The organism is Streptomyces durmitorensis (genome assembly GCF_023498005.1).
In the GTDB taxonomy this organism is placed as follows: domain Bacteria; phylum Actinomycetota; class Actinomycetes; order Streptomycetales; family Streptomycetaceae; genus Streptomyces; species Streptomyces durmitorensis.
In genome coordinates, this window is sequence record NZ_CP097289.1 from 379,445 (window position 1) to 403,333 (window position 23,889).

The following is a 23,889-nucleotide window of genomic DNA, read 5'->3' on the forward strand; positions in this document are numbered from 1 at the left end:
CACGACCAGCGACTGTCTCCACCTGGCGGGCTACCGGCCGTGCAGTAACTCTCATATGGGTGAGGTGCAGCCTGTCCGCGCCCGGCTTCGGCCGTCGGCCTACGAAGATCCACAGCGTGCCCTTCGAACGGAGTCCTGTGCCCTCACGCCGTCTGCTGCTTGCCCACCCCGCCCAAGTCGCCGCCCGTACGCCTGCAATCAGCTCTGACACCAGGCGAGTTCCGCACCCGCACCCGCACCCGCACCCGCCGGCCGTGTGCCCGGGGCCTCGAAGCGCCCTGCTGTCCGCCACAGCACTGGCTCTGGTCATGGTCACCGCCCAGCCCTCCTCCGCCCATGCCGCGGCCCCTGCCACGTGCATGAACGGCCTGAAGGACTCGCGAGGACGGTCGTCCGTCGACGGCGGTGAGATCGCCTGGGAGGACTCGACGCGGTTCGACGGCGCACGACGGCACGCCCAGCAGGCCTGGACGAGAAACGGGCTCGATCGGGTGAAGTTCCCCGCCGACGACGCGACGCGCTACGCCGACCTGGAATGGTCGGACGTCAACACCTCCAGGCCTCCGTGGAAGAACATCCTCGGGCTCTGGAAAGGGCTTCAGGGCACCGACAGTCTGCGGCTGAACAAGGCATACCTGGGGCCCGGCAAGCAGTACGGGGACACCAGGTCCCGGCGGACGATCGCCGCGCACGAGCTCGGCCATGCCCTGGGGTTCTGCCACAAGAACCCCTCGTCCTACAGCTCGTTGATGGCTCCACACATCTACGACATGTCCTCCAACGGAACGCCGACGTCACGAGACCGGCGGAACTACCACACGCTGTGGGGCTGAAAGGCAGAGCAATGAGCGAGGTTCGCCGCCGTCTGGCCGTCGCCGCGGCAGCACTGACGGTACTGGGAGGTGCCCTCTGGAGCCTGTACAGCCTCACCGGGCCCAGGGAGAACAGCGGCCCCACGGAGGCGGTCGCTCTCTACGACCCGCAGGATGCCCGGCAGGTGGCCGGCACCGCCGACGACGTGTTCCTCGGCACGGTGGTGAGCCGGACGGGCGAGCGCGACATCTACGGCGTCTTCTCCGACCTGTACGCCGTCCGCGTCGGCCAGGTCTTCAAGGGGACCGTTCGCGACACCACCACGGTCAGCTACTACCAGGGCGAAGAGCCGTTGACGGACGGCGCCTCCTACGTCTTCGCGACCGGACGTGTACCGGACGGACAGAGCCACGCCGTCCTCCTTGAGACCATCCCGGCCCCGGTGGCCGACCTCAACGCTCCGGCCCGGACGATCACCGCGGTCGCCGCGTCCGACGGCCGGACGATCAGGGAGTACTGGAAGTGGGCGGTGGACCATGAGATCGACGTCTCCCCCGGCCAGGAGCGGTAAACGGCGGTGCGAAGCCGCAACCACCCGCAATCACTGCCCACAGGCTCCGGATCCCGGCAGTTGTCAGGGGGTGTCGCCGGACCAGTCCCAGCGGCGGCGGTCGCAGGGGCGCGGATCGCCCGGACGCGGGTCGTACATCGCGCGCCCACCGGCACCGAACTGCCCGAGCTCCGTGGGCAGGGCGACACCGGTGTCGATCTCGCCCTTCGTCCAGCCGGTGATGTCGAGCAGCAGACCGTCCAGCGGCCCGCCGACCAGCTCGGCATAGTCCCGCCCCGGCTGTGGGCCCTGCCGGGGGTCGTCATGATCCTGACCGTAGATCCGGCCGCGCAGCAACTCCTCATCCCTGTCCATACATCCCACACTCCCAGCCACCACTGACAATCCGCCCTGCCCAGGCTCGTCCCGCCAGAGAACTGGCCGACTCCAGCTCGGCCGTCCTACTCTGCCGAGGAAGATCGAGCGGACGGCCTGCTCTTCCAGTACGGCACGTACTCCTTCGACGGACCCCCGATGTTCTCGCTGGACTTGACCCGTCAGTTCGACATCATCGACGCCGCGGGCGAGCACGCTCACTACGTACAGGTCCATTGCGTCATCAGCTACATGCCCACCCCGGCCCTTCGGAGCCTCGGTTCCTTCGAGGCCTGGTTCTTTCACGACGCCGGTGATGACCTCGCCCCATGGGCCGCCATCCGGGAATCGAGGCCGATGTGGGCGCTGCTGCGTGAGCTGGGGCCGAGCAGCGTCGACGTCCATGAGGAGCAGGTGTAGCCGGCCCTCGTCCGCCCACCGCGCGAGAGGCGCCTGGCGTTCGTCGGGCCAGGTCACGGCCGTACCCTGAGGGGTCTTGTCGCCGCGCCGCACTCCAGGAGACCACTTTGATGACCACGCCGCTCCCGTCGCTCCTGGAGGAGTACCCGGTCGTCGCCAGCGTCAAGGACGCGGATGATCTCGACGCCGTGCTGCGCTCCGACTGCCGCATCGTCTTCCTGCTCTACGGCACCGTCCTCGATCTGCCCGCGATCGTGCAGCGCCTCAAGGACGACGGCCGGGTCGTGCTCGTCAACGTGGACCTGCTCGAAGGCTTCGCCGCCAAGGAGATCGTGGTGCGCTACGTCAAGGAGAAGACGGCCGCCGACGGGATCCTCAGCTCCAAGGCCTTCATGCTGCGCGCCGCCCGCGAGCTCGGCCTGTACACGGTGCACCGCTTCTTCCTCATCGACTCGCTCTCGTACCGCAACCTCGCCCCGCAGGTACGCATGTCGAAGGCCGACTGCGTGGAGATCCTGCCGGGCTGCATGCCGAGGGTCATCTCCTGGGTCGTGGCGGACATCGACGTGCCGCTCATCGCGGGCGGTCTGGTCTGCGACCGGGACGACGTGTTCGCGGCGCTGAAGGCGGGAGCGAGCGCGATCGCCTCGTCGAACCGAGAGGTCTGGGCGATGTGAAATCGGGGGTTGACACTGCCGACACCCCCGATTTACTTTTGCGGAGCGGCCCGCAGAAGGCGCCGCCCCATGCTGCACCACAATCACATATCGGCTTCCGGAACACAGGTCAATGGACCTCTGCTCCGGGGCAGTTACTAGAGACCAGAGAACAGTAACTCCACCCGACACCGGGAGAGTTGCTGTTCTTTTTTTGTGCCCTTTTGCGGCACACCTTCCTGCCCCGTCCTGCCCTGCATTTCCACAAAGAGGTGGTGAGCGCCGTGACCAAGTCCCAGAGGTGGATCAGTTTTCTGATCCTGTCGATGACCTGCGGAATCGTCTATCAGGTCGCGTACATACGGTTCGTGTTCCTGGGACCCACGGCACGAGCCCTCGATCTGTCCGCGCAGGACTACGCCAACATCATCTCGATCTTCGGCATCGTCGCCATGGTGATGTACTTCTTCGGCGGATGGTTCGCCGACAGGTTCCGGCCCAAGGCCCTCATCGTGACCGCACTCGTCGGCACCGGCGTGGCCGACCTCTATCTGGGGACCGTCCCGGGATACTGGGGAATTCTCGCCGCGCACGTCCTCATGGCCGTCATGGGAATGGGGCTCTACTGGGCCGCTCTGGTGAAAGCCATCGGAATGCTGGGCGATTCCTCCGAGCAGGGCCGCCTGTTCGGTTTCCTGGAGGGCGTGCGGGGTGTCACGTCGACGATCGTCGGCTTCGTGGGGACGGCCGTCGTCGCGGCGAGCGTCGCCGAGGCGGCGGGCGTGCTGTGGCTCATCCGCATCTACGGCGTCCTGTGCTTCGTCTATGCCGCGCTCGTCTGGCTGTTCGTCAAGGGCGACGAGGAGCGTCTGGCCGGCCTCGGCTCCAGCACCGTCACCCTGCACCAGCTGTGGCGTGCCGCGCGCAACAAGTACACGTGGCTGATCGGCGGCACGGTCATGCTGATGTACTGCTTCTACACCACGCTCGGCTACTTCTCGCCGCTCCTGGAGCACCAGTACGGGATGGCCGCCGCGCTGATCGGCGTCATCGGCGTCGTACGCACCTACGTCTTCCAGTTCGTCGCCGGTCCGGCCGGCGGAGTCGTGGTGGACAAGGTCACCCGCTCCACGCCCCGCTTTCTGCGCTTGATGTTCGCGGGCTGCGCCGCCATCGCCCTGGTCTTCCTCGTCCTGCCGCGCGCCTCGGCCTTCAAGTGGGTCGCCCTGGCTCTGATGTTCGCGCTGTGCCTGCTGGTGTTCGCCAGCCGGGGCGTCTACTGGGCACAGGTCGGCGAGGTCGAGATCCCGGAGAACGAGCGCGGCGGCGTCATCGGCCTCGCATCGGGGATCGCCTATCTGCCCGACGCCTTCTTGCCCACCGTGTGCGCCTGGTGGATCGGCGACCCGGCCGCCACGCCGGCCGTTCCCGAGCACGGCGGCGGCTACACCACCCTCTTCCTGTTCCTCCTGGCCATGGCGCTGCTCGGCCTGGGGCTCACCACCCTCACCACCCGCGTCCGGCGCCGCGAACTGGCCGCACGCACCGAGCCGTTCACCCCCGAGGCGGTGACCGTGAGCGCCTGAACCACCCGCCGGGCCCCCTGCCCGCAGCCCACCACTTGCCCGCAGCACCACGAAAGAGCGAACTCCCCATGGACATCACCGAGTTCCACCGCGACTTCTTCTCCCTCGACGGCAAGAACGCCATCGTCACCGGCGGCAACACCGGCCTCGGCCAGGCCTTTTCGCTGGCCCTGGCCAAGGCGGGGGCGAACGTCTTCGTGCCGTCCGTCGCCGACGACGACGGCACGACCCGCAAGCTCATCGAGGCCGAAGGGCGCCGCATGGAGTTCCTCGCGGCCGACCTCACCGAGCCCGGTGTGCCGCGGCAGATCGTCGAGGGGTGCGCGGACGCCTTCGGATCGGTCGACATCGTGGTCAACTCGGCGGGCATCTGCAATCTCGCCGACGTGGAGAAGTTCGGGCGGTCCGAATGGGACCCGATGATCAGCGTGAACCTCACGGCGCCGTTCGAGCTGAGCCACGAGGCCATCCGATTCATGATCCCGCAGCGCTCCGGCAAGATCATCAACATCGCGTCGATGTTCTCGTTCCTCGGCGGCCAGTTCTCCCCGGCCTACGCCGCCACCAAGCACGGCATCGCCGGCTTCACCAAGGCCTACTGCGACGAAGTCGCCCAGCACAACATCCAGGTCAACGCGATCGCGCCCGGCTACTTCGCCACGAAGATCACCGAGGCGACGCGGGCGGACGCCGAGACCAACCAGCGCGTCCTTGACCACATCCCGGCCGGCCGCTGGGGCGACGTCGCCGACCTGATGGGGACGACGGTCTTCCTCGCGTCGCGCGCCTCGGACTACGTCAACGGCCACGTCCTCCCCGTCGACGGGGGCTACCTGGTCCGCTGAGCCCGCCGCCCTCGCCCGCCCCGAACCCCTACGGCACACCCCTCACACCGCACCGAACGAGGTAGATCACCATGACCCAGTCGCTCTCCAAGCTCACCCGCGAGGACATCGTCGCCCGCCTCACCGACCTGCTCACCGCCGAGCAGATCGTCACGGACGAGGAGCAGCTCAAGCTCGCGAGCGTCGACCGGTTCAAGAAGTACCAGTCCGTGCACGGCATCTTCGACGGCCCGATCCCGGCCGCGATCGTCAACGCCCGCTCCACCGAGGACATCGCCAAGGTCCTCGCCTTCGCCGACGACAACAAGATCAACGTCGTCGCCCGCACCGGCCGCACCGGCACCGAGGGCGGCCTGGAGACCGCGGTCGAGGACACCCTCGTACTCGACGGCTCGGGCCTCGACGAGATCATCAGGATCGACCCGGAGAACATGCAGGCCACCGTCCAGTGCGGCGTTCCGCTTCAGCTCCTGGAGGACACGCTGCGCGCGCAGGGCCTGACCACCGGCCACTCCCCGCAGTCCAAGCCCCTGGCCCAGTACGGCGGCCTGGTCTCCACCCGCTCCATCGGCCAGTTCTCCACCCTCTACGGGGCGATCGAGGACATGGTCGTCGGCCTGGAGGCGGTCTTCCCCGACGGCACCGTCACCCGCATCAAGAACGTGCCGCGCCGCTCGGCGGGCCCGGACATCCGGCACATCGTCATCGGCAACGAGGGCGCGCTGTGCTACATCACCGAGGTCACCGTCAAGATCTTCAAGTACCAGCCGGAGAACAACGAGTTCCACGGCTTCCTCGTCGACGACATCGCCACCGGCGTGAAGGTGATCCGCGAGGTCGTGACGAACGGCTTCAAGCCGTCCGTGGTGCGCGTGTACTCGCCGGAGGACGCCCGCCAGCACTTCGCGCACTTCTACGACGGCAAGGTCGTCGTGGTCTTCGTCGCCGAGGGCCCCCGGGGCATCGTCCGCGCCACCAGCGAGGAGATCGAGCGCGTCATCGGCCAGTACGCGCACCAGAAGGTCGACCCGGCCCTCATCGAGAACTGGTTCGACAACCTCAACTGGGGCGTCGACAAGATCGAGGCCGAGCAGCAGGTCATGCTCAAGCAGGCTGAACTCGGCTACACCACCGAGGTCTCGGTCGACTGGTCGCGCACCGTCGAGCTGTACGACAACGTCATGCACCGCATCCGCACCGAGTTCCCCGCGGCCGACGACCTGGTCATGCTGGGCGCCCACTCCTCGCACAGCTACCAGACGGGCACGAACCTCTACTTCGTCTACGACTACAAGATCAACTGCGAGCCGCGGGAAGAGATCAACAAGTACCACATCCCGCTCAACGCGATCATCGTCGAGGAGGCCCTGAGGGTCGGCGGCTCGATCGTCCACCACCACGGCATCGGCAAGTACCGCGCGCCCTGGACCACACAGGAGCACGGCAGCGCGTACGCGATCCTCGCCAAGCTCAAGGAGACCTTCGACCCGAACGGGATCATGAACAAGGGCACCATCTTCCCGACGGACGCCTGAAGTCCCTTGCCCGCGGGCCCGGTCGCGCCCCCGGCGACCGGGCCCGCGCCCTTCTCCTCCCCGTCCCCCTTCCCCGTACGACCTGACCGGAGTGGGCATGAACAGCACCCGTCCCCGCTACTTCATCGGCATCGACAACGGCTCCCAGTCGTCCAAGGTGACCGTCTTCGACGCCCATGGCCGTGCCGTCAGCGAGGGCCGGGCCGCGCTGCGGCCCTACGACACCCCGCGCCCCGGTGTCGTCGAGCACCCGGACGACGACCTGTGGACATCGATCGGCGAGGCGAGCCGTGCGGCCATGGCGGCCTTCGGCGGGAGCGTGGCGGACATCGCGGGAGTGGGCCTGTGCACGATCCGGTTCTGCCGCGCGATCCTCACGGCGGACGGCACCCTCGCCCAGCCGGTGATGAGCTGGATGGACGAGCGGGTCTCCCTGCCCTACACGCGCACGAACCCCGAGGCGGCCTACGTCACCACCTCGTCCGGCTACATCAGCCACCGCCTGACGGGCGCCTTCCGTGACACGGCGGCCAATTGCGCCGGCATGTGGCCGCTGGACCCCGACACCTGGCAGTGGACGGACGACGAAGCGGAACTGGCCAAGTACGGCATCCCGCGCGACATGCTCGTCGAGCTGGTCCGGCCCGGTGACACGCTCGGCACGGTCACCGAGGCCGCCGCCGCCCACACCGGCATCCCGGTCGGCATCCCCGTCGTCGCCACCGCCAACGACAAGGCGGTCGAGGCCCTCGGCTGCGGCCTGCGCACCCCCGACACATTCCTCGTCTCCCTGGGCACGTACGTCGCGGGCATGACGACAGGCCCGCGCAACGTCCGGGACGCGACCGACTTCTGGACCAACTACGCCTCCGAGCCGCACCGTTACCTCTACGAGTCCCACGGCGTACGGCGCGGCATGTGGACGGTCAGCTGGTACCGCGACCTGCTCGGCGAGGAGGCGGCAGCACACGCGCGTGCGGCGGGACTCTCCGTCGAGGAGTACCTCAACTCCGAGGCGGCGAAGGTCCCCGCGGGCTCCGACGGCCTGATGACGGTCCTGGACTGGCTCGCCCCCGGCGACGCCCCCTTCCGCAAGGGGTCCATCCTCGGCTTCGACGGCCGCCAGGGCCGCTTCCACATCTACCGCTCGATCCTCGAGGCCCTCGCCATGACCGTCCATGACACCGGCGCCCGGATGGCGGCGGAACTGGGCGCCGAGTACCGCGAGGTCATCGTCTCCGGCGGCGGCTCCCGCTCCGACCTGATGATGCAGATCCACGCCGATGTCCACGGTGTCCCGGCCCGCCGCGCCGAGGCATCGAGCACCGCCGGGCTCGGGGCCGCGATCTGCGCGGCGGTGGGCCTGGGTGCGTACGCGGACTTCGACGAAGCGGTGGCCGCGATGGTCCGCCCCGGCGAGATCTTCCTGCCCGACGAGGCCCACCACCAGCTCTACCGTCGCCTGGAGGAGGTCCACCGGGACGTACGAGGCCACACGGACGCGATCTACCGGCGGAGTTACGACATCTTCGGATAGGCCCGCGCGCGTGGCCGTCATCGGACGGAGGAGTCTTGCGCCGGGGCGATCTGCGATCTCGGCGTGCCCGAGCCGCGGTGCCCGAGCCGCGGGAAGCGGCTGCGCCCCCTCGGCGCCTCGACATCGGCGAGATGGGTGACGAACTCGCCGAAGGACTCGGTGCCCCACCGCGAGCCACGAAGACCATCGCCGCTGACGCAGCCCCTCACTCCCGACCTGGCAACGGCAGCTCCGGGTGGTGACGCAGCGCCTCCAGCACGGCGCGCACCGCAGCGCGGGGCGGTGAGCCCCGGCGGATCGCCGCCGTGATCGTGCGGGTCACCGGAGTGGCGAGTTCCCTGGTGGCGACGTCGTAGCGGCGGTCGACCGCCAGGCCGGGCAACAGCGCGATGGAAAGGCCGGCCTCGACGTGCTGAAGGGTCATCATGTAGTTGCTGAACCGGCAGACCACGCGCGGCTCGAAGCTCGCTTGACGGCACAGGCGCAGCGCGAGATTGGCCATGTACGACTGCGGGATGTCGAACGCCCAGGGCTCGTCCGCGTAGGCCGCCAGGTCCACGGCGCCGCGCCCGGCCGCGGGGTGCTCGGGCGGGACCACGAGGAGGACCGGGTCCGTGGCCAGCGGCACGATGTCCAGGTCCGGCCCCAGGGGCAGCTCGTCGAAGTCCGTGGTCGTGATGATGATGTCCGCGTCGCCGCCCCGCAGCGCGGGCATGCTCGCGTGCGGCTCCAGCTCGAGCAGCTCGACGTCGAGGTGCGGATGCTCGCGCGCCAGCCGGCTCACCGCCGGCACGGCCATGGTGTGAATCGCGCTCTGGAAGGCCCCCAGTCGCACCAGACCGGCGGGTTCCTCGCCGAACCCGCGCAGCTCCGCCTCCACGCTGCCCATGTGATCGAGGATCGCCCGCGCCCGCCGCGCGAGGATCAGTCCGGCCGGGGTCAGCCGGACCCGGCGCCCTGTGCGTTCGAGGAGCTGCGTGCGCGTCTCGGCCTCCAGCACGGCGAGCTGCTGAGACACGCTCGACGGGCTCAGGTTGGCGGCTTGGGCGACCGCTCTGACGGTTCCGAGCATGTCGAGCTGGCTCAGGAGCCGGAGCCTCCAGGGGTTCATCATGCCCCCATTGTTGTGCGGTTCTGCCGAACAGGAAAGCCGGAATCGTGAGATGGACGTGTCGCTCGGCTGCCGCCTACCGTCGGTGACATGACCGCTTCGACCACCGCTCCCGCGTCCACCGACACCTTCTGGGCCGATGCCGATCGGCATCTCGTCCGCTACGGCGGCGAGTTCACCCACGAGATCATCGAACGCGCTGCCGGGAGCTTCCTGTTCGCCGCGGACGGCCGGAGGATCCTCGACTTCACCTCCGGCCAGATGAGCGCGATCCTGGGTCACTCGCACCCGGAGATCGTCGCGACGGTCCAGCGGCAGGTCGCGTCCCTCGACCACCTGTTCAGCGGCATGCTCAGCCGCCCGGTCGTCGACCTCGCCCGGCGGCTTGCCGACACGCTGCCCGCGCCCCTGGAGAAGGCGCTGCTCCTGACGACCGGCGCCGAGTCCAACGAGGCCGCGATCCGGATGGCCAAACTCGTCACGGGCAAGCACGAGATCGTCTCCTTCGCGCGGTCCTGGCACGGCATGACGCAGGCCGCCGCGTCCGCCACGTACAGCGCGGGGCGCAAGGGCTACGGACCGGGCGCACCGGGCAACTTCGCCATCCCCGTACCGAACGCGTACCGACCCGACTTCACGACGGACGACGGCTCGCTGGACTGGCGCCGTCAGCTGGACTTCGCCTTCGACCTGATCGACGCCCAGTCGACCGGCAGCCTGGCCGCGTGCCTCGTCGAACCGATTCTCAGCTCGGGCGGAATCATCGAGCCCCCGGCCGGATACTTCGCGGCGCTGCACGCCAAGTGCAGGGAACGCGGCATGCTCCTGATCCTCGACGAGGCCCAGACCGGCCTGTGCCGTACCGGGACCTGGTACGCGTTCGAGCGCGACGGCGTCGTCCCCGACATCCTCACGCTCTCCAAGACGCTGGGTGCGGGCCTGCCCCTGGCGGCCGTGGTGACCAGCGCGGAGATCGAGCAGGAGGCGTACGAGCGCGGGTTCCTGTTCTTCACCACGCACGTCGCCGACCCGCTGGTCGCCGCGGTCGGCAACACCGTCCTCGACGTCCTGACCGGCGAGAAGCTCGACGAACGCGCCCGGTCGCTGGGCGCGTTCCTCCACCAGGGCCTGACGGACATCGCCGCGCGGCACGCCGTCGTCGGCGACATCCGCGGCAGGGGCCTGCTGGCAGGCCTGGAACTCGTCGTCGACCGCGAGACGAAGCAGCATTCGAACGAGCTGGGGGCGCGGGTCACGCGGCGCTGCCTCGAACTGGGCCTGCACATGAACATCGTCCAACTCGCGGGCATGGGCGGGGTCTTGCGGATGGCGCCGCCGCTGACGGCCACCGAGGGCGAGCTCTCGCTCGGTCTGACGATGCTGGACCAGGCGATCGGCGAAGCCTGCGCAGGGCTCTGAGACGCAGAACACGAGAGGGCGGTGTGACGTCCTCAGGTCCCCAAAGTGTCGGCCTTGACGGCCCGTTGCGCGAAGACCTCATCACGGCGGTCCTCCATCTGCCGAAGGGCGTCCTTGCGGTCCCGCTTGGAGAGCCGGTCAAGGTACGTGTGGCCGACGAGGTGGTCGGTCTCGTGCTGCAGGCACCGGGCGAAGTAGCCCATCCCCTCGATGACGAGAGGGTTGCCGTCCTTGTCCCACCCGCGAACAACGGACCGATCGGGGCGGGCAACCGCCATGGTGGCACCGGGCACCGACAGGCAGCCCTCGAACTCGTCGACGAGTCGGCGGCTGCCCGGATCGGGCAGGTCCAGGACGGGGTTGACGATGTGGCCGACGTGCCGGACCCCGTCGTCGTCCGGGCAGTCGTAGACGAAAAGCCGCAGGGCGACGCCCACCTGGTTGGCGGCGAGGCCTGCGCCGTCGGCCACGTACATCGTCAGGAACATGTCGTCGATGAGCGCCGACAGCTCCGCGGTTTTGAACTCGGTCACCTCCAGGCACGGACGGCTCAGGACCTCCTCCCCCACCACCGTGACCCTGCGCACCGAACCCCGTGCCGCCTCCGGCGCCAGGGCGGGGTACGTGTCGACGGGCCGGCCTTGCACACGGACCCGCCGGTCCACGGGACGGTCCGCGGGACGGGACGGGTGGTGACGAACAGACATGGCTGCCTCCCCTTCTGCGTACGCCACATGCCGCGGACGACGGACGACACCGCGGCCTACCCCCTTGCCAAGGGCTTTGCAAAGTACCAGACTTTGCAAAGTGACTGAAGATGACCTCACCCCCACCCCCGGCCCGATGCGGGACACCGGCGACGAACTGCGCGAGCACGAGGTGCGTACGGCCCTGCTGGGCCTGCTGGCCGAAGTCGGCACGGTCACGGCGACCGAAGCCGCCGCCCGGCTCGGCCACAGCTCGGGGCTCTGTTCGTTTCACCTGCGGCAGCTCGCACGGCACGGACACATCGAGGAAGCTCCTCACCACGGGGGACGCGCACGGCCCTGGCGCCTGAGGCGGCACCACCCCGACGCCGGTGCACCCACCGAGGAACAGTTCGGCGACTTGGCGCGCGGCCTTGAGGACGAGAGCTGGCAGCGGTGGCTCGCCCAGCGCGACCAGGCGCCGGCCGAATGGCGCCGCGACGAGGCCTTCAGCGCCATCGCCTACCTGACGCCCGAGGAGATGAACCGAGTCGCGGACACTGTCCGCCGGGCACTGGCCCCCTACCAGGCCCGCGAACAACGCCCCCTGGCCCGGCCGGACGGCGCCCGCCCGGTGGCCCTCATCACCAGGCTCTTTCCGTTGCTGTCACAGCCCGATTCAGGTGCGGACGGGGGAGACACTCCCCGGACAGGTACCTAGTTGGTACCTTGGAGACATGCCGTCTCTGAACGTGACTTTCACCGACGAGGAGCTCAAGGGTGTCCGCGCGGCCGCGGCAGCCGAGGGCAAGAGCCTCAAGCAGTACCTGCACGACCTCGGAATCCGTGAGATGGAGCGCCAGAAGTTCGTCGCGGGCGCCTCCCTGTGGGCCGACAGACTGCGTGCCGAGTTCGACGCGGCCAACCCCGAGGAGATCCCACCCTCCGCGCGTCACGAGGGGTCCGCGGCCGCCTGATGGTTCTGTTCGTAGACGTCGCCTGGCTCTTGGACGTCCAGGAGTTCGCCGTCTCCCCCGAGGACATGTCCGTGTCGGACTACTCCGCGCTGGTCGCCGCGGTCGCCCGCCACAAGACGAAACTGCCGACCCTGGAAGCGGCCGACCCTGACGCCGCCTGGCGCGCCGCCGCCCTGCTGCACACCATCGTGCGCCTGGAACCACTGCCGTACCGCAACAGCCTGTACGCGGCGTTCGTCGCTGCCCAGTACATGGACCAGTCCGGCGAGGGCATAGACCCGCCCTACGGAGCACTGTCCGACCTCGTACGAAAGATCCGCGAGAGCCGCATCAGCGTCTACGCGGTCGCCGATCAGATCAGGTCCTGGAAGGTCTGACGAGAGTCCGGCGAGGTACTGCACGCTGCGTGAGCCAGAAAGATTCGGCCGCCGATGTCGAGAATCCATGGCCTGCTCCGTCCCCGTGGTGCATGCGACCACAATGGGTCGCACCAGTACCGAGGAGAAACACCATGCCCAAGTACCTGCTGCTCAAGCACTACCGCGGCGCTCCGGCTTCGGTCAACGACGTGCCCATGGATCAGTGGACGCCCGAGGAGATCTCGGCCCACGTGCAGTACATGAGGGACTTCGCGGCGCGGATCGAGGGGACCGGTGAGTTCGTCGACAGTCAGGCGCTCGCGCCCGGCGGGACGTTCGTCCGGTTCGACGGTGAAGGACGCCCGCCGGTCACCGACGGACCGTTCGCCGAGACCAAGGACGTCATCGCCGGGTGGATGGTGATCGACGTCGACAGTTACGAGCGCGCCGTCGAGCTGGCCGGGGAGCTGTCGGCCGCCCCCGGCGCGGGCGGGAAGCCGATCCACGAGTGGCTGGAGCTGCGTCCGTTCATGGGCGCGCACCCCACCGTCACGGAGTGACCTCCGACGTGGACGAGGCCTTGCTCCGGAGCCTCACACCGGGCGTGCTCGGAATCCTCGGCCGCCGCGGAGCCGACTTCGCGGCGGCCGAGGACGCCGTGCAGGACGCGCTGGTCGAGGCTGTCCGCGTCTGGCCGGCCGACCCGCCGCGCGACCCCAAGGGCTGGCTGGTCACCGTGGCCTGGCGCAAGTTCCTCGACGCGACGCGGGCGGACACCGCCCGCCGCCGGCGTGAGGACCTCGTCGAGGAGGAGCCGGCACCGGGGCCAGCGCCCACGGTGGACGACACGCTCCAGCTCTACTTCCTGTGCGCCCACCCGTCGTTGACCCCGTCGTCGGCGGTCGCGCTCACGCTGCGCGCCGTCGGCGGGCTCACCACCCGCCAGATCGCCCAGGCCTACCTGGTGCCCGAGGCGACGATGGCGCAGCGCATCAGCCGGGCCAAGCGCACCGTCTCCGGCGTGCGGTTCGGCCGGACCGGCGACGTCGCCACCGTGCTGCGCGTCCTCTACCTGGTCTTCAACGAGGGCTACTCCGGAGACGTCGACCTCGCCGCCGAGGCCATCCGGCTCACCCGGCAGCTCGCGGCCGCGATCGACCACCCCGAGGTGGCGGGGCTGCTCGCCCTCATGCTGCTCCACCACGCACGGCGCGCCGCCCGGACCGCGCCCGACGGCAGCCTGGTGCCGCTCGCCGAGCAGGACCGCGGCCGGTGGGACACGGAGGCGATCGCCGAGGGCATCGGCATCCTCCAGGCGGCGCTCGCACGCGACCGCCTTGCCGAGTTCCAGGCCCAGGCCGCCATCGCGGCACTCCACGCCGACGCGCCCACCGCCGAGGAGACCGACTGGGCGCAGATCGTGGAGTGGTACGACGAGCTCGCACGCCTCACCGACAGCCCGGTCGTCCGGCTCAACCGCGCGGTGGCCGTCGGCGAGGCGGACGGAGCACGCGCCGGTCTGTCGGCGCTCGCGACGCTGGACGACTCACTGCCCCGGTACGCAGCGGTCGCCGCGTACCTCCACGAGCGTGACGGCGACCTGGCGACGGCGGCGCAGCTGTACGCCGAGGCGGCCCAGCAGGCGCCCAACCTCGCCGAACGCGACCACCTCACGCGCCAGGCCGCCCGGCTCAACGCCCACCGGCGTCACTGAGCGGCACATCGGCGCGAATGCGACGGTCTCTCCTTCCGCTTCCGGGTACTCGGCGCCTCGCTTTCCCGCCGGACGCCGGACGCCGAGGAGACCCGCATGACGTTCCATCCTCGTGAGCAGCAACTCGTCAAGCGCGCCGTGCACAGGGGCGCGGACCGGTGAGGGGGCGGTCCCTGCTCTCCGGGGCGCTGGTCGGCGTCGGGATCGCGGCGTTCGTCGACGAGATGGTGTTCCATCAGCTGCTGCACTGGCACCACTTCTACGACAAGGCATCGAGCGAGGCCGGTCTGGTGTCCGACGGGATCTTCCATGCCTTCGGCTGGCTGGCCATGGTGGCGGGCCTGTTCCTGTACGCGGATCTGTGGCGCCGAAGTGCCCGGCACCTCACCGCCTGGTGGTCGGGCCTGTGCCTGGGCCTCGGCGGCTTTCAGCTGTACGACGGCACGTTCCAGCACAAGGCACTCGAGCTGCACCAGATCCGCTACGGCGTGGACCTGGCACCGTACGACTGGACCTGGAACGTGATCGCCGTGCTGCTCCTGCTCGTCGGCGCCCTGCTGCTGGTCCGGGCCCGCCGGTGACGGCCTTGGTGCTGGTCGTGGTCCTGGGCTGTCTCGGCCAGGTGACAGCGGCCCGGCACCTGCGCCGGCGCGGCGACCGCTGGCCGCACCGGCGTGACGCGGCGTTCTGCGCGGGCGGCGCGGTGCTCGTCGTCTCGCTGGCCGCTCCGTGGGGCGGGTGGCCGCCGTTCACCGGGCACATGGCCACCCATCTGGGCATCGGCATGATCGCGCCGCTGCTCCTCGTGCTCGGCCGGCCCGTGACGCTGGCGCTGCGCGCCCTGCCGGTGGGGCCTCGGCGGCGGCTTCTGTGCTGCGTACGGTCCCGGCCCGCGGCCCTGCTCGTGTGGCCGCCACTGGCCGCGCTCCTGCACAGCGCGGGGCTGTGGGCGATCTACCGCACGCCGCTCCTTGCCGCCGGCCACCACCGGCCCTGGCTGCACGCACTCGTCAGCGCTCATCTGCTGGCCTCCGGCGTGCTGTTCGCCTTCGCCGTCCTTGCCCTGGACCCGCTGCGCCACCGGGCAGGGTTCGCGCTGCGGGGCGGAGCCCTGCTGGCCGCGGCGGCGGCCCACGGCATCCTGGCCAAGTCGCTGTACGCCACGGGCCCGCCCGGCACCTCCTATGCCGCGTCCGACCTGCACCTCGCGTCGTACGTCATGTACTACGGCGGGGACGTGGTCGGCATCGCCCTTGCCGTGCTGCTCGGGCACCAGTGGTACGCGGCCGGGGGCCGTGCCCTCGTCCGGGCCCGGCGCGCTCTCGACGCGGCCACGGCAAGGCCGGGGCGGCACCCCTAGGTGTCGCCGCGTAGTGCGGATCACGCGGGGTACCCGGCCCGCACGCGTACCCGGAATCCGGAGGTCCCATGCTGTCCGAGACCGTCACCGTGCCCAACGGCGAGGGGGTACTCATCGGTGAACTGACCGTGCCGGACACGGTGTTCGGAGTCGCGATCATCGCCCACGGCAGCGACAGCTCCCGGCACAGCCCTCGCGACCGGGCCGTGGCCGACGCGCTGCAGGACGCCGCACTCGGGACACTGCTCATCGACCTGCTCACCGCCGACGAGGAGGCCGCAGACTGGGCGACCGGCCGGCATCACTGCGGCATCGGCCTGCTGACGCACCGTCTGATCGCCTCCGTGGACTGGCTCGCCGCCTGTACCACGGATCTGCCGCTCGGCCTGTTCGGGGCGAGCACGGGCGGGGCGGCCGCGCTCGGCGCCGCGGCCGCCCGGCCAGGCATCGTGGACACCGTCGTCTGCCCCGACGGCCGCCCCGATCTGGCGGGAGACGACGTGCTCGGCCAGGTGCGCGCGCCGGTCCTGCTGCTCGCAGGAGGCCGCGACACCGAGGCGCTGCGGCTCACCCGGCAAACGGCCAATCGCCTGCGTCCCCTCAACCGACTGCGCGTGATCCCCGACGCCACGGACCTGTTCCAGGAACCGCAGGCGCTGGACGAGGTCGCCGCCGTGGCGGCCCGATGGTTCGCAGGAATGGGACAGACACACCTCTGAGGGCCTGCCGGTCAGGCCCCGACCGCACGCGCACGTACGCCAGGGCAGTCCCATCCGTCGTACGCCACCCAACATGTGACCGGCATCACAGTGCGCCATCCCACATCCTCAGGTCATCATATGACCCGATCGCCGCACGGATCAGAGCCGGGCCGCACCCCGGACGGCACAGCACAGCGAGACGAGGACGGGCATGAACGACCAGGACAGAACGGCACTGCCACGCGTAGGCGTGGTGGGGCTGGGGGCCATGGGGCTCGGCATGGCACGCAGCCTGCGGGACGCGGGCTTCGATGTGGGTGTTCATGACCTGCGCCCCGATGTGGCCTCGGCCTTCGCCGAGGACGGCGGTACCGCCTTCGCCTCCGCCGGTGAACTCGCGGCCTCGGTCGACGTCCTGGTCGGCGTCGTGGTCAACGCGGCGCAGGTCGAGTCGGTCCTGTTCGGCGCCGGCGGCGCGGCCGAGCGGCTGCATCCGGGTTCCGTCTACGTCATGTGCTCCACGGCCGACCCCACCTGGTCCGCCGAGCTCGAACGGCGTCTGGCCGAGCGCGGCGTGCTCTACCTGGACGCCCCCATCTCCGGCGGCGCCGCACGGGCCGCGCGCGGCGAGCTCACCATGATGACGTCGGGCGCGCCCACCGCGTACGCGATCGCCGATCCGGTGCTCGAAGCCATGAGCAGCACGGTCTACCGCCTGGGCCACGCGGCCGGGATCGGCTCCAAGGTCAAGATCGTCAATCAACTCCTCGCCGGTGTGCACATCGCCGCGGCGGCCGAGGCGATGGCGCTCGGCATCAAGGCGGGCGTGCCCGCCGATGCGCTCTACGAGGTCATCACGCACAGCGCGGGCAACTCGTGGATGTTCGAGAACCGTATGGCGCACGTGCTCGCCGGGGACTACACGCCGCTGTCCGCGGTCGACATCTTCGTCAAGGACCTGGGTCTCGTGCTCGACGCGGCCCGGCCGGAGAAGTTCCCCCTCCCCCTGGCGGCCACCGCCCATCAGATGTTCCTTCAGGCGTCGGCCTCCGGTCTCGGCGGCGAGGACGACAGCGCGGTGATCAAGATTTTCCCGGGCATCGAGCTGCCCGGACGGACCGAGAAGTCGGAGGGCTGACATGGGAATCCGACTCGGTTGCATCGCCGACGACTTCACCGGCGCCACGGACCTGGCCAACAACCTGGTGCGCGCGGGCATGCGCGTGATCCAGCTGATCGACGTACCGCAGGCCGGAGCCGAAGCCCCGCTCGACGCGGACGCGGTCGTCATCGCGCTCAAGTCACGGACCAGCCCGGCCTCCGACGCCGTCGAGGCCTCGCTGCGGGCGCTTCAGTGGCTGCGGTCGGCGGGCGCGGAACAGATCTACTTCAAGTACTGCTCGACCTTCGACTCGACGCGGGCCGGCAACATCGGGCCCGTCACCGAGGCCCTGATGGACACACTCGGCACCGATTTCACGGTCGCGACCCCGGCCTTCCCCGACAACGGGCGCACCGTCTTCAAGGGCCATCTCTTCGTCGGCGACGTCCTGCTCAGCGAGAGCGGCATGCGCCATCACCCGCTGACGCCGATGACCGACTCCAACCTGGTGTCCGTGCTCGGCGCGCAGACCGCCCGCCCGGTCGGACTCATCGACCACACCGTGGTCGCCGCCGGTGCCGATGCGATCGGAGAGCGGGTCGTCGCGCTGCGCGAGGAGGGCATCGGCGCCGCGATCGTCGACGCCGTCTCGAACGACGATCTCGTACGGCTTGGCGCGGCGGTCAAGGGGCTGCCGCTGGTGACCGCGGGGTCGGGTCTGGCGATCGGCCTGCCCGCGAACTGGGGCTTCGAGCCGTCCCCCGGCGCGGCCCGGCTGCCCCGGCCCACAGGGCATCAAGCGGTCGTCTCCGGGTCGGTTTCCAGTGCCACCAATGGTCAGGTCCGGGAGTTCCTGCGAAGTGGCGGGCCCGCGTTCAGCGTGGACCCGCTGCGGATCGCCGACGGCGAGGACGTGGCCGGGCAGGCCCTGGCCTTCGCCGCCGCGCGGCTGGCCGACGGGCCGGTGCTCGTCTACTCCACCGAGGCGCCCGACGCGGTCAAGAGCGTCCAGGGCCGCCTCGGTGTCGCCGAGGCCGGTGAGCTCGTCGAGCAGACCCTGGCCCGCGTCGCCCAGGGGCTCGTGGGACTCGGTGTCCGTCAGCTCGTCGTCGCCGGCGGCGAGACCTCGGGCGCGGTCGTCCAGGCGCTCGGCCTGACGGGTCTGCGCATCGGACCGCAGATCGACCCCGGTGTGCCGTGGTGCGCGGCGGCCCTGCCCGGCGGGGACACGCTCCACATCGCGCTGAAGTCCGGCAACTTCGGCGGCCCCGACTTCTTCGCCTCGTCCTTCGCCCACCTCGCCCGGGAGACCGCATGACGCGGCTCCCGAGCCCGGCCGAGAGCGACGTGGACGCGGCGCGCGCCGAGATCGTCCGGGTGGGCACGAGTCTCTTCGCCCGGGGCTACGTCCATGCCAGCGCCGGCAACATCAGCGCGCGGCTCGGCGACTCCCACCTGATCACGCCCACCGACGCCGCCCTGGGCTTCCTCGGCCCCGAGCGCCTGGCCCTGGTCGACGCCGGAGGCGAGCAGATCGCGGGCGACCGTGCCAGCAAGACCCTCACCCTGCACCGGCGCATCTGTGCCGCCGACCCCACGGCACGGTTCGTCGTCCACACCCACTCCACGCATCTGGTCGCGCTCACCCTGGCCGGCGTGTGGAGCACGGACGACGTGCTTCCGCCCCTCACGCCGTACTACGTCATGAAGGTCGGGCACGTCCCGCTCATCCCCTACCACCGGCCCGGCGATCCCCGCGTGGCCGACCTGGTGACCGGCCACATCGCTGATCATGCCGCTGGAGGCACCCCGATCAGGGCCGTCCTGCTCGACCGTCTGGGCCCGGTGGTCTGGGGCCCGGACGCCGCATCCGCTCTCGCCGTCCTCGAAGAACTCGAGGAAACGGCACGCCTCTGGCTCCTGACCGACCGTCGCCCCGAGCCGCTCCCCTCCCCCGCTCTCGACGAACTCAAGGCCGTGTTCGGCGCCTCTTGGTGATCGCGCACCGCCCGTCGGAGAATCCCCTGAGCCGCAGTAAGGATTCCGCATGTCCACGTCCACCACCACGGCGGAGGCCCCCGACCTCGCCCGTGAGAACGCCGTGTTCCGCAAGGTCGTTCTCCGCATCGTCCCCTTCCTGATCCTCTGTTACGTCTTCTCGTACCTGGACCGCGTCAACGTCGGCTTCGCGAAGCTGCAGATGTCCGACGACCTGGGTCTGAGCGAAGCGGCGTACGGCCTCGGCGCAGGACTGTTCTTCATCGGCTACTTCATCTTCGAGGTCCCCTCGAACCTCATGCTGCAGCGTGTGGGCGCACGCACCTGGATCGCCCGGATCATGATCACCTGGGGTCTCATCTCGGGGGCCTTCGCGCTCGTCACCAACGAGACGATGTTCTACGTGCTGCGCTTCCTGCTCGGCGCCGCGGAGGCCGGGTTCTACCCCGGTGTCATCCTCTACTGCACCTACTGGTTCCCCTCCCACCGCCGGGCCCGCGTGATCGCGATGTTCATGTCGGCGATCCCCGTGGCCGGGATCTTCGGCAACCCGCTCTCCGGCTGGATCATGGACACGTTCGACGGGGTCAGCGGATGGCACGGCTGGCAGTGGATGTTCCTGCTCGAGGCGATTCCGGCGCTCCTCATCGGCGTCGCGACGGTGTTCTACCTCGACAATGGCGTGCGCAGCGCCAAGTGGCTCTCCGACGAGGAGAAGGACATCGTGGAGGCGGCGATCGCCAAGGACACCGCGCACCAGAAGCACAGCCGGGTCTGGGACGGCTTCCGCGACCCCAAGGTGTGGCTGATGTGCCTCATCTACTTCTGCTTCGTGATGGGCCAGTACGCCCTGACGTTCTGGATGCCCACCTTCGTCAAGTCCACCGGCATCGACGACAACTTCACCATCGGCGTGCTCAGCGCCGTGCCGTTCGTCGCCGCGCTGATCGCGATGAACCTGTTCGGACGCTCCGCGGACAAGCGCCGCGAGCGCCGCTGGCACCTGGTCGTCCCCAGCCTCATGGGTGCCGTCGGCTTCTCGCTGGCCGCCAGTTGGAGCGGGTCGACGGTGCTGTCCCTGATCGCCCTGTCCTTCGCCGCGGCCGGCGTGCTCACCTGCGCCCCGCTGTTCTGGTCGCTGCCCACCGCGTTCCTCGGCGGCACCGCCGCCGCGGCCGGGCTCGCTCTGATCAACTCGGTGGGCAACCTGGCCGGCTTCGTCAGCCCGTACATGATCGGCGGGCTCAAGGACGCCACCGGCTCGACCTCCATCCCGATGTACGTCCTTGCCCTGAGCCTCGTCGTCGGCGCGGTCGCCGTGCTGAGCACCAAGAAGGACGTCGTCAACCGATGACCGGGTCCGGTCCCGACCCCACCACAGGAGCACGCATGCCGAGGTTCGCCGCGAACCTGTCCATGATGTACACGGAAGTCGACTTCCTCGACCGCTTCGCCGCGGCCTCGGCCGACGGCTTCGAGGGCGTCGAGTACCTCTTCCCCTACGCCCACGAACCCGCCGAGCTGCGCAGCAGGCTCGACGACCACGGCCTGCGGCAGGTGCTGTTCAACGCGCCTCCCGGAGCCTGGGAGTCCGGCGAGCGGGGCATCGCCGCGCTGCCCGGCCGCGAGGCCGAACTCCGCTCCGGGATCGAGCGGGCCCTTGAGTACGCCGCCGCGCTCGGCTGCGGCCAGGTGCACGTGATGGCCGGTCTCCTGCCGCCGGACGCGACGACCGCCGAGCGGGCCGCGCACCGCGCCACCTACCTGACCAACTTGGCCTGGGCCGCCGAGCAGGCCGCCGCCACGGAGGTCGACCTCCTGATCGAGCCGATCAACGGCCGTGACATGCCGGGCTACTTCCTGCACCGGCAGGCCGAGGCGCACGCGATCGTGCAGGAGGTGGGCGCGCCGAATCTCAAGGTGCAGCTCGACCTCTACCACTGCCAGATCGTGGAGGGCGACCTCACCACGACCCTGCGCCGCGACCTTCCCACCGGTCGCGTCGGCCATCTGCAGATCGCGGGCGTCCCCGACCGCCACGAGCCCGACCAGGGCGAACTCGACGTCCGCCATCTGTTCGACGTCGTCGACGATCTTGGCTTCGACGGGTGGATCGGCTGCGAGTACAACCCCCGGGCCGGTACGAGCGAGGGGCTCGGCTGGCTCAAGAACTACCGAGGAGAACGCGCATGAGGATCGTCATCACCGGTGGCTTCGGCTTCCTGGGCCGGCAGGTCGCCGAAGCCCTGCTGCAGCGGCGGACCCTGTGCGGAGCGCCCATCGACCGCCTTGTGCTCGCCGACCGGTTCGTACCGACCGGGGCGCCGCCGGCGGCCGACCCGCTGGTGGACGTCGTCCAGGGCGACCTGAGCGAGCGCCTCGACGAGATCTTCGCGCAGCCGGTGGACGTCCTGATCCACCTGGCGGCGGCGGTCTCCTCCGAGTGCGAGGCCGACTTCGACCTCGGCATGAGCGCCAACCTGGACACCACCCGCGCGCTGCTCGACGCCGCCCGCGCGCAGGCGGCCACCGGCGGTCCCACGCCCCGGGTGGTGTTCTCCAGCAGCGTCGCGGTCTACGGTTCCGACGCCGCGCTGCCCCTGCCGGAGGTGGTCGGCGAGTCCACACTGCCCACGCCGCAGTCCAGCTACGGGACGCAGAAGCGCATCTGCGAGCAACTGGTCGCCGAGTACACCCGCCGGGGCTTCGTCGACGGGCGCGTGGCGCGCCTGATGACCGTCTCGGTGCGGCCGGGCAAGCCCAACGCGGCCGCGTCCAGCTTCCTGTCCGGCATCGTCCGCGAGCCCCTCTCCGGTCTGCCCGCCACCTGCCCGGTCAGCCCTGATCTGCGGGTCGCCCTGGCCTCGCCGCGGCGCACCGTCGAGGGCATCCTGCGCATCACCGAGGCCCGGCGCGGCAGCGGGCCCGGCGAGCTCGACGGAGGGCTTCCGGTCAATCTGCCGGCGCTCACGGTCACGGTCGCCGAGATGCTCGACACCCTGCGCCGGGTGGCCGGTGACGCCGTCGCCGACCTGGTGACGGTCGCGCCCGACCCCGCCGTCGAGGCCATCGTCGGCTCCTGGCCCGCCTCCTTCGACAACGCGCGCGCCACGGCTCTGGGCCTGCGGCCCGACGAGAGCTTCGAGTCGGTGGTGCGGGCCTATGCCGAGGACCACCCCGAGGCTGTCACGGCCGCGGCGCTGCCCGCAGCCGGGGCGATCAGGCCCTGACGGATAGACTGACGAGCATGTTCTCCAAGGTGAGTGGCCCCATTCGGCTCGCGGACCGGGTCGCCGCGATCCTCTCGGAGGAGATCGAGTCCGGACGTCTGGCCGAGGGCGACAAGCTGCCGACCGAGGTCGAGTTGGTCAAGCAACTGGGCGTCAGCCGCACCGTGATCCGCGAGGCCGTCTCGCGGCTGCGCAACGCGGGCCTGGTCGAACCGCGCCAGGGCCGGGGCGTGTTCGTCATGCCCCGGCGCACCCGGCCGCTCGACCTGGAGGCCGAGGCCTCCGGCACCAAGTCCAAGGTCATGCAGATCGTCGAGGTCCGCCGCGCCATGGAGGGCGAGGCGGCCTCGCTGGCGGCGACCCGGGCGACACCGGACGACGTCGCCCGGATGCGCCGGTCCCTGGCCGCGATCGACGAGGCGGTCGCGGCCGGCGGTGACGGTGTGGAGGAGGACCTGGCGTTCCATCAGTCGATCGCCGAGTCGACCGGGAACGCGGTGATGGTCTCCACCGTGCGGTACTTGGGTGAGGTCATGCGCGGCGGCATCCGCGTCACGCGTGCCAACGAGGCGCGGCGCGACGACTTCATCGAGGCGGTGCGGGTCGAGCACCACGCGATCCTGGCGGCCGTCGAGTCGGGCGACGCGGCGGCGGCCCGCAGCGCCGTACGCCGTCACATGAAGCACGCCGCGTCCCGGTTGCAGGACGCGGACGAGGGCTTCTGGACGGAGACGGACGATCTCGGGGTGGACCTGGACACGGCGCCGTGACGTGACGTGACGTGAGTGGGTACGCCTGATGCGCGGAGGGGCGGGCCAAGTGGCCCGCCCTCCGCGCATCAGTGGCTCACGCCATCGCCGCCCGGCGACTTCAGGGCGACCGGGCACTCACCCGGCAAGCGCCACGCAGGTGCCA

At 70.2% G+C, this 23,889-nt stretch carries 27 protein-coding genes; 24 read left to right on the plus strand and 3 right to left on the minus strand.

What is annotated here, in order from left to right:
• Positions 1-308: 308 nt before the first annotated feature.
• Positions 309-833: a matrixin family metalloprotease gene (locus M4V62_RS01385; protein ID WP_249585332.1), complete on the plus strand. Its 525-nt coding sequence runs from the start codon at positions 309-311 to the stop codon at positions 831-833.
• Positions 834-844: 11 nt separating this feature from the next.
• Positions 845-1,384 carry a hypothetical protein gene (locus tag M4V62_RS01390; RefSeq protein ID WP_249585333.1) on the plus strand — a complete coding sequence of 180 codons (540 nt, stop codon included), beginning with the start codon at positions 845-847 and terminating at the stop codon, positions 1,382-1,384.
• 63 nt (positions 1,385-1,447) lie between these two features.
• On the opposite strand, the gene M4V62_RS01395 is transcribed toward M4V62_RS01390, so the two are convergent.
• Positions 1,448-1,738 (minus strand): hypothetical protein, encoded by a 291-nt coding sequence (locus tag M4V62_RS01395; RefSeq protein ID WP_249585334.1) that lies wholly within the window; start codon positions 1,736-1,738, stop codon positions 1,448-1,450.
• Positions 1,739-1,897: 159 nt separating this feature from the next.
• Here M4V62_RS01395 and M4V62_RS01400 point away from each other — a divergent pair, with 159 nt between their 5' ends.
• From M4V62_RS01400 to M4V62_RS01425, 6 genes are all read left to right on the plus strand, one after another.
• Entirely contained in the window at positions 1,898-2,158 is a 261-nt protein-coding gene (locus M4V62_RS01400) for a hypothetical protein (RefSeq protein ID WP_249585335.1), read from the plus strand.
• A 110-nt stretch (positions 2,159-2,268) separates the two neighbouring features.
• Entirely contained in the window at positions 2,269-2,835 is a 567-nt protein-coding gene (locus M4V62_RS01405; protein ID WP_249585336.1) for a glycerol-3-phosphate responsive antiterminator, read from the plus strand.
• A gap of 263 nt (positions 2,836-3,098) precedes the next feature.
• Complete coding sequence (locus M4V62_RS01410) at positions 3,099-4,400, plus strand: MFS transporter (protein ID WP_249585337.1); 1,302 nt, start codon at positions 3,099-3,101, stop codon at positions 4,398-4,400.
• A gap of 68 nt (positions 4,401-4,468) precedes the next feature.
• Positions 4,469-5,245 (plus strand): SDR family NAD(P)-dependent oxidoreductase, encoded by a 777-nt coding sequence (locus tag M4V62_RS01415; RefSeq protein ID WP_249585338.1) that lies wholly within the window; start codon positions 4,469-4,471, stop codon positions 5,243-5,245.
• Between the two features lie 71 nt (positions 5,246-5,316).
• Positions 5,317-6,780, plus strand: coding sequence for an FAD-binding oxidoreductase (locus M4V62_RS01420; RefSeq protein WP_249585339.1), 1,464 nt, complete (start codon positions 5,317-5,319; stop codon positions 6,778-6,780).
• Between the two features lie 97 nt (positions 6,781-6,877).
• Positions 6,878-8,317 (plus strand): FGGY-family carbohydrate kinase, encoded by a 1,440-nt coding sequence (locus tag M4V62_RS01425; RefSeq protein WP_249585340.1) that lies wholly within the window; start codon positions 6,878-6,880, stop codon positions 8,315-8,317.
• Positions 8,318-8,522: 205 nt separating this feature from the next.
• Here the strand turns inward: M4V62_RS01425 and M4V62_RS01430 are convergent, their stop codons facing one another.
• Entirely contained in the window at positions 8,523-9,431 is a 909-nt protein-coding gene (locus tag M4V62_RS01430) for a LysR family transcriptional regulator (protein WP_249585341.1), read from the minus strand.
• 87 nt (positions 9,432-9,518) lie between these two features.
• Between M4V62_RS01430 and M4V62_RS01435 the strand changes: the two genes are divergently transcribed.
• A complete protein-coding gene (locus M4V62_RS01435) occupies positions 9,519-10,847 on the plus strand; it encodes an aspartate aminotransferase family protein (RefSeq protein ID WP_249585342.1) in 1,329 nt (442 codons plus the stop codon).
• Between the two features lie 32 nt (positions 10,848-10,879).
• Here the strand turns inward: M4V62_RS01435 and def are convergent, their stop codons facing one another.
• Positions 10,880-11,554, minus strand: coding sequence for a peptide deformylase (def, locus tag M4V62_RS01440; protein WP_249585343.1), 675 nt, complete (start codon positions 11,552-11,554; stop codon positions 10,880-10,882).
• 100 nt (positions 11,555-11,654) lie between these two features.
• Between def and M4V62_RS01445 the strand changes: the two genes are divergently transcribed.
• From M4V62_RS01445 to M4V62_RS01515, 15 genes are all read left to right on the plus strand, one after another.
• Positions 11,655-12,254: an ArsR/SmtB family transcription factor gene (locus tag M4V62_RS01445; RefSeq protein WP_425575264.1), complete on the plus strand. Its 600-nt coding sequence runs from the start codon at positions 11,655-11,657 to the stop codon at positions 12,252-12,254.
• 16 nt (positions 12,255-12,270) lie between these two features.
• Positions 12,271-12,510, plus strand: a complete 240-nt coding sequence (locus M4V62_RS01450; RefSeq protein WP_249585344.1) for a hypothetical protein — start codon at positions 12,271-12,273, stop codon at positions 12,508-12,510.
• On the plus strand, positions 12,510-12,887 hold the full coding sequence (locus tag M4V62_RS01455; RefSeq protein ID WP_249585345.1) for a toxin Doc: 378 nt from the start codon (positions 12,510-12,512) through the stop codon (positions 12,885-12,887). Before M4V62_RS01450 ends, M4V62_RS01455 begins: the two co-directional genes overlap by 1 nt.
• Positions 12,888-13,021: 134 nt before the next feature.
• Entirely contained in the window at positions 13,022-13,429 is a 408-nt protein-coding gene (locus tag M4V62_RS01460) for a YciI family protein (RefSeq protein ID WP_249585346.1), read from the plus strand.
• 8 nt (positions 13,430-13,437) lie between these two features.
• Positions 13,438-14,583, plus strand: coding sequence for an RNA polymerase sigma factor (locus M4V62_RS01465; RefSeq protein ID WP_249592656.1), 1,146 nt, complete (start codon positions 13,438-13,440; stop codon positions 14,581-14,583).
• A gap of 158 nt (positions 14,584-14,741) precedes the next feature.
• A complete protein-coding gene (locus M4V62_RS01470; RefSeq protein WP_249585347.1) occupies positions 14,742-15,164 on the plus strand; it encodes a DUF2243 domain-containing protein in 423 nt (140 codons plus the stop codon).
• Positions 15,161-15,943, plus strand: coding sequence for a cytochrome c oxidase assembly protein (locus M4V62_RS01475; RefSeq protein WP_249585348.1), 783 nt, complete (start codon positions 15,161-15,163; stop codon positions 15,941-15,943). Before M4V62_RS01470 ends, M4V62_RS01475 begins: the two co-directional genes overlap by 4 nt.
• A gap of 68 nt (positions 15,944-16,011) precedes the next feature.
• Positions 16,012-16,662, plus strand: a complete 651-nt coding sequence (locus tag M4V62_RS01480) for a dienelactone hydrolase family protein (RefSeq protein ID WP_249585349.1) — start codon at positions 16,012-16,014, stop codon at positions 16,660-16,662.
• Positions 16,663-16,855: 193 nt separating this feature from the next.
• Positions 16,856-17,782, plus strand: coding sequence for an L-threonate dehydrogenase (gene ltnD, locus M4V62_RS01485; protein ID WP_249585350.1), 927 nt, complete (start codon positions 16,856-16,858; stop codon positions 17,780-17,782).
• A 1-nt stretch (position 17,783) separates the two neighbouring features.
• A complete protein-coding gene (gene otnK / locus M4V62_RS01490; RefSeq protein ID WP_249585351.1) occupies positions 17,784-19,064 on the plus strand; it encodes a 3-oxo-tetronate kinase in 1,281 nt (426 codons plus the stop codon).
• Positions 19,061-19,744: a class II aldolase/adducin family protein gene (locus M4V62_RS01495; RefSeq protein WP_249585352.1), complete on the plus strand. Its 684-nt coding sequence runs from the start codon at positions 19,061-19,063 to the stop codon at positions 19,742-19,744. Before otnK ends, M4V62_RS01495 begins: the two co-directional genes overlap by 4 nt.
• Positions 19,745-19,793: 49 nt before the next feature.
• A complete protein-coding gene (locus tag M4V62_RS01500; RefSeq protein ID WP_249585353.1) occupies positions 19,794-21,098 on the plus strand; it encodes an MFS transporter in 1,305 nt (434 codons plus the stop codon).
• 35 nt (positions 21,099-21,133) lie between these two features.
• Positions 21,134-21,937, plus strand: coding sequence for a 2-oxo-tetronate isomerase (otnI, locus tag M4V62_RS01505; protein WP_249585354.1), 804 nt, complete (start codon positions 21,134-21,136; stop codon positions 21,935-21,937).
• Complete coding sequence (gene denD / locus M4V62_RS01510) at positions 21,934-22,974, plus strand: D-erythronate dehydrogenase (RefSeq protein ID WP_249585355.1); 1,041 nt, start codon at positions 21,934-21,936, stop codon at positions 22,972-22,974. The genes otnI and denD overlap by 4 nt, the downstream gene beginning before the upstream one ends.
• Positions 22,975-22,991: 17 nt before the next feature.
• Positions 22,992-23,744 carry a FadR/GntR family transcriptional regulator gene (locus M4V62_RS01515; RefSeq protein WP_249585356.1) on the plus strand — a complete coding sequence of 251 codons (753 nt, stop codon included), beginning with the start codon at positions 22,992-22,994 and terminating at the stop codon, positions 23,742-23,744.
• Positions 23,745-23,889: the final 145 nt, after the last annotated feature.

Coding starts and splice junctions, on each gene's coding strand:
- M4V62_RS01385 (WP_249585332.1), top strand. CDS start 309: ATGGTCACCGCCCAGCCCTCCTCCGCCCATGCCGCGGCCCCTGCCACG.
- M4V62_RS01390 (WP_249585333.1), top strand. CDS start 845: ATGAGCGAGGTTCGCCGCCGTCTGGCCGTCGCCGCGGCAGCACTGACG.
- M4V62_RS01395 (WP_249585334.1), bottom strand. CDS start 1,738: ATGGACAGGGATGAGGAGTTGCTGCGCGGCCGGATCTACGGTCAGGAT.
- M4V62_RS01400 (WP_249585335.1), top strand. CDS start 1,898: ATGTTCTCGCTGGACTTGACCCGTCAGTTCGACATCATCGACGCCGCG.
- M4V62_RS01405 (WP_249585336.1), top strand. CDS start 2,269: ATGACCACGCCGCTCCCGTCGCTCCTGGAGGAGTACCCGGTCGTCGCC.
- M4V62_RS01415 (WP_249585338.1), top strand. CDS start 4,469: ATGGACATCACCGAGTTCCACCGCGACTTCTTCTCCCTCGACGGCAAG.
- M4V62_RS01420 (WP_249585339.1), top strand. CDS start 5,317: ATGACCCAGTCGCTCTCCAAGCTCACCCGCGAGGACATCGTCGCCCGC.
- M4V62_RS01425 (WP_249585340.1), top strand. CDS start 6,878: ATGAACAGCACCCGTCCCCGCTACTTCATCGGCATCGACAACGGCTCC.
- M4V62_RS01430 (WP_249585341.1), bottom strand. CDS start 9,431: ATGATGAACCCCTGGAGGCTCCGGCTCCTGAGCCAGCTCGACATGCTC.
- M4V62_RS01435 (WP_249585342.1), top strand. CDS start 9,519: ATGACCGCTTCGACCACCGCTCCCGCGTCCACCGACACCTTCTGGGCC.
- def (WP_249585343.1), bottom strand. CDS start 11,554: ATGTCTGTTCGTCACCACCCGTCCCGTCCCGCGGACCGTCCCGTGGAC.
- M4V62_RS01450 (WP_249585344.1), top strand. CDS start 12,271: ATGCCGTCTCTGAACGTGACTTTCACCGACGAGGAGCTCAAGGGTGTC.
- M4V62_RS01455 (WP_249585345.1), top strand. CDS start 12,510: ATGGTTCTGTTCGTAGACGTCGCCTGGCTCTTGGACGTCCAGGAGTTC.
- M4V62_RS01460 (WP_249585346.1), top strand. CDS start 13,022: ATGCCCAAGTACCTGCTGCTCAAGCACTACCGCGGCGCTCCGGCTTCG.
- M4V62_RS01480 (WP_249585349.1), top strand. CDS start 16,012: ATGCTGTCCGAGACCGTCACCGTGCCCAACGGCGAGGGGGTACTCATC.
- ltnD (WP_249585350.1), top strand. CDS start 16,856: ATGAACGACCAGGACAGAACGGCACTGCCACGCGTAGGCGTGGTGGGG.
- otnK (WP_249585351.1), top strand. CDS start 17,784: ATGGGAATCCGACTCGGTTGCATCGCCGACGACTTCACCGGCGCCACG.
- M4V62_RS01495 (WP_249585352.1), top strand. CDS start 19,061: ATGACGCGGCTCCCGAGCCCGGCCGAGAGCGACGTGGACGCGGCGCGC.
- M4V62_RS01500 (WP_249585353.1), top strand. CDS start 19,794: ATGTCCACGTCCACCACCACGGCGGAGGCCCCCGACCTCGCCCGTGAG.
- otnI (WP_249585354.1), top strand. CDS start 21,134: ATGCCGAGGTTCGCCGCGAACCTGTCCATGATGTACACGGAAGTCGAC.
- denD (WP_249585355.1), top strand. CDS start 21,934: ATGAGGATCGTCATCACCGGTGGCTTCGGCTTCCTGGGCCGGCAGGTC.
- M4V62_RS01515 (WP_249585356.1), top strand. CDS start 22,992: ATGTTCTCCAAGGTGAGTGGCCCCATTCGGCTCGCGGACCGGGTCGCC.